Annotated in this window: 3 protein-coding genes and 1 pseudogene; 1 reads left to right on the top strand and 3 read right to left on the bottom strand. The window is 43.1% G+C overall.

Going from position 1 to position 3,448, the window contains the following annotated elements; translation table 11 throughout:
* Positions 1-59 precede the first annotated feature (59 nt).
* Positions 60-368 (top strand): chloride channel protein, encoded by a 309-nt coding sequence (locus QT979_RS28610; protein WP_333312359.1) that lies wholly within the window; start codon positions 60-62, stop codon positions 366-368.
* Between the two features lie 462 nt (positions 369-830).
* On the opposite strand, the gene QT979_RS28605 is transcribed toward QT979_RS28610, so the two are convergent.
* The 3 genes and pseudogenes from QT979_RS28605 to QT979_RS28595 all read right to left on the bottom strand — a co-directional run.
* Positions 831-1,640: an SDR family oxidoreductase gene (locus tag QT979_RS28605; protein WP_333312358.1), complete on the bottom strand. Its 810-nt coding sequence runs from the start codon at positions 1,638-1,640 to the stop codon at positions 831-833.
* A 419-nt stretch (positions 1,641-2,059) separates the two neighbouring features.
* Positions 2,060-2,332 (bottom strand): hypothetical protein, encoded by a 273-nt coding sequence (locus QT979_RS28600; protein WP_333152057.1) that lies wholly within the window; start codon positions 2,330-2,332, stop codon positions 2,060-2,062.
* A 760-nt stretch (positions 2,333-3,092) separates the two neighbouring features.
* Positions 3,093-3,320 (bottom strand): annotated as a pseudogene (locus tag QT979_RS28595) (hypothetical protein); the annotation flags it as partial.
* Between the last annotated feature and the right edge of the window lie 128 nt (positions 3,321-3,448).

Here is a 3,448-nt window from a genome sequence, read left to right as displayed (position 1 = left end):
AGCAGGCATTCACTTTGTCTGAATATCATTATGTTATATTATACCACTATGCGTTTTAAATGCACAACAGCTTACCAGCACCTTTATTAGCGGGCATGGGATTTGTGGCAGTTTTTGGCGGCGCTGCAAATACACCGATCGCTGCTACTTTAATGGGAATTGAACTTTTTGGACTAGAATCTGGGGTGTTTGTGGCGATCGCTTGTGTGATGAGCTACCTTTTTTCAGGTCATGCGGGCATCTATAGCTCACAGCGTCTTGGCGCTGGAAAATACCATTTTATGCCCACGAAAAAAGGGCAAAAGTGGAAAAAATTATCCCAAAAAATCGCTCCAAAATCCGAATCAAATGTCAACACAATCAATTAATTTCATGACTTACATTAATAGCAGAAACTATTGATTGCTGGATCGTATTCACGCCAGCGCGAGCGATGATTCTTCTCTGTTAATTTCATCAACTAAATAAATTATTGGATTTTTATGCACCAAGATACCACTACTTGACATCTTTGCCGTATAACTCCTCCGCAATACCTTCCTGGCTGCCACGTTCAATCATATCTGCATGACACCTTAGTGCGTTTTAGTCTAGTGTCCGGTGAGTAAAGAAAGCGATCGCCAAAAAAAATCCTTGTTTAGGTAAAATGACCAAAAATTTCTTGATGGTACAAGCCCCCGGATTTATCCATGGAATCAATCCAAAAGCTAAAATCTAAAATCCTCAAGCCCCTGAATTTATCCGTGGGTCAATCCAAAATCTAAAATCTAAAATCTAAAATCGAATGACAGCGATCGCCTATTTCCTCCACATAGTTTCTCCCAGTTAATTTAGGCAGACCAAGATTCGCGAAAGTCAGCATAGAGGGTCAATCCACCATCTATATAGAGCGTTTGTCCCGTAATGTAAGCCGCTTCATCTGATGCGAGAAAGGCAACAGATGCCGCCATTTCCTCCGATCTGCCTGCCCGTCCCATTGGGATATGGCTTTCCACTACTGCCTTTTGTTCTGGATTGTCCGTCCAGCTTTCATTAATCGGTGTAATTGTTGCACCGGGCGCAATAGCATTGACGCGGATGCCTCGGTTTGCGTATTCCAACGCTAGGGTTTTCGTTAAATTTCCCATGCCGCCTTTGCTGATGGAATAGCTGATATACATCGGGCGGGGAATGATTTCATGCACACTCGAAATATTGATAATCACCCCAGAGCGCTGCTGCTCTAACAGATGCTTAATGGTTTCCCGCGCACACAAATATGCGCCCCGTAAATTGACAGCAATCACGCGATCGAATTCATCGGTTGGCACTTCATGGGATGCGCTTTCTGTTTGAATCCCAGCATTATTAATTAGGATATCCAGACTACCAAATTTATCAATGACAGTATTCACCATACGAAGGATGTCGTCTTCTTTGGAGACATCTCCCTGAACTAATAGGGTTTCAACCCCGCATTCCGATGCTTGTCCACAGGCTTTTTGCAGAGCAATTTCTTCAGTATCTTCTGCCTCTTCTAAGCTTTGGCGATAGTTAACGGCAATGTTGCAACCTTCTTGGGCGAGACGAATGGCGATCGCCTGCCCAATGCCTGAACTCGCTCCAGTAATGAGTGCATTTTTTCCCTTTAAACCTTTCATAATTGCTCTCCCAGAGACTTAAAACAAAATATCTTAACCGAAACCTCAAGCCAACTAGCTTCTACATCAACCAGAAGGTTGTTCTGTCTTTTCGCCACGCATTTCATCAATCTTCAGAAAACTGATCACCATGCCCGCGATCGGGAGGGAGCATCTCATATTTGTAAAAACACTTATTCGGGATCTTTCCTTCTTCCTCTTTCCCCGCAGCAAGAGAGCCTCAAAACTCCTGCCTCAAAACTCCAATTTCTAGCTGGGCTGCTTTCATTGAGATGCTCCCAGTGCTAAGCTGTTGTGCATTTAAACTGAATGTCACAAAACAATCCCCTTGGGTGGGGTGGGCGTCCCGCCCGCCAGAATATGCAATTTAAATGCGTGACAGCTTATATACCTTCTTGATTTGATTTATGCTTACCTAATTATTGAAGTTTCCCCGCAATTAGACCAACCAGCACAATCAGACCTAATGCTCTACGAAAGTAATTAACGCCTTGAAATAATTCTTCCCAAGCCCAAGTAAACAAAGATCCAAAGGCGACTAGCTCCAATCCTAGATTAACTTTTCCTGTTGTAACAATGAGCGTTAATAAACTAGCTATAATCCCGACACTCAGTGGTAGATTTGGCATCTGAGCTATAACAATTTGGCCTTCGCTGTCGCGGAATGTGCGATCGAACAATGTGTTTTCCATGAGTTTATCGTGTCAATGTAATAAATAGAACCAGGTTAACATTCAATAGTGCGGGCTTTTTTGGGAACGATACTACAAGCTTTAGAGGGCAAGGAACATAAAAAAGTCGAATTAAATGCAAGTCAGGAGTGGAGATGACATTGATTTAATTACCCACCGGGGCTCAAAGTCATAGAAAATTAGCCATTGGGTTCTAGAAAAATAGTCCGCACTATTGAACAGTGCAATATAGGATTTATCCTGGATCAACTTTTTTGGGATTCCCTGTCATGAATTTATTCGGCTTGTTTTTCCATTATTTTAAGTAGTTTTATGTGAGTGGCTAGAGGGTATTGCTATAGTAAATTTCCCAAAATCAAAAATCATCTCTCGCTTGGAAGAGTTTAGAGTAAAATGTGATCTATAATTGGACAGACATCATCGTTTCTCTAGTATCGCATCGAGAGCGATCGACCTCATGCTCAAATCCAAGGTTAGCAATTCACAGGTCTCAACCTTTTCGTCAAGCAGGATTGAACCTTGGCAGTGCAGTAATTTCGGTTGACACTGCTTGAATTGATTGTGTAGCCGCTATTTCTGATCGATCGCTCTCAGCATCCTGACTCACAAAAAATGTAGCCAGCGTTGCTGTCAAATAACCGCATAGGGCGATCGATTAGGAAGTTCGCTCAAACCCATAAATTCCAGCCGCGCCAATTAGAGTGACGATCGCTATCACATGATGCAAGAGGGGCAAACCGCGCATAGTGTCAGCCTATAATGGCTCAAAAGCTAGAGTGGCACTAAGGGCGACGGAACCGACCATATTAACCCAGAGAATCTGCACGGGCAAAATTGGCAAGGTGGTACCAGCCAAGATTCCCACCACTATGGTCATCGCCTCTCCACCGTTGACGGGTAGGATAAGCCCAATGGTTTTCAGCAGGTTGCCATAAACGGTGCATCCTTCTTCTACGGCGGCTTCAATGGAGGCAAAGTTATCATCTGAAGCACTCAATCGATCGGTAAACTCCCAAAAAAAAACTAGAGGCAATCGCACTAAGCTGTTCGACATCTAAACTGCATTAACTCGCGTTACCTTTGTTTTTGATCTTTCGGTTCCATTTCATAATTAAT

The sequence above is a fragment of the Microcoleus sp. w2-18bC1 genome (genome assembly GCF_036700365.1).
GTDB lineage: Bacteria > Cyanobacteriota > Cyanobacteriia > Cyanobacteriales > Microcoleaceae > Microcoleus.
The sequence above is the reverse complement of the archived record's forward strand: the minus strand, read 5'-3'. Positions and strand labels throughout refer to the sequence as shown.

Bases quoted from the DNA above. Each gene is read 5' to 3' on its own strand.
- QT979_RS28610 (WP_333312359.1), top strand. From the start codon at position 60: ATGCACAACAGCTTACCAGCACCTTTATTAGCGGGCATGGGATTTGTG.
- QT979_RS28605 (WP_333312358.1), bottom strand. From the start codon at position 1,640: ATGAAAGGTTTAAAGGGAAAAAATGCACTCATTACTGGAGCGAGTTCA.
- QT979_RS28600 (WP_333152057.1), bottom strand. From the start codon at position 2,332: ATGGAAAACACATTGTTCGATCGCACATTCCGCGACAGCGAAGGCCAA.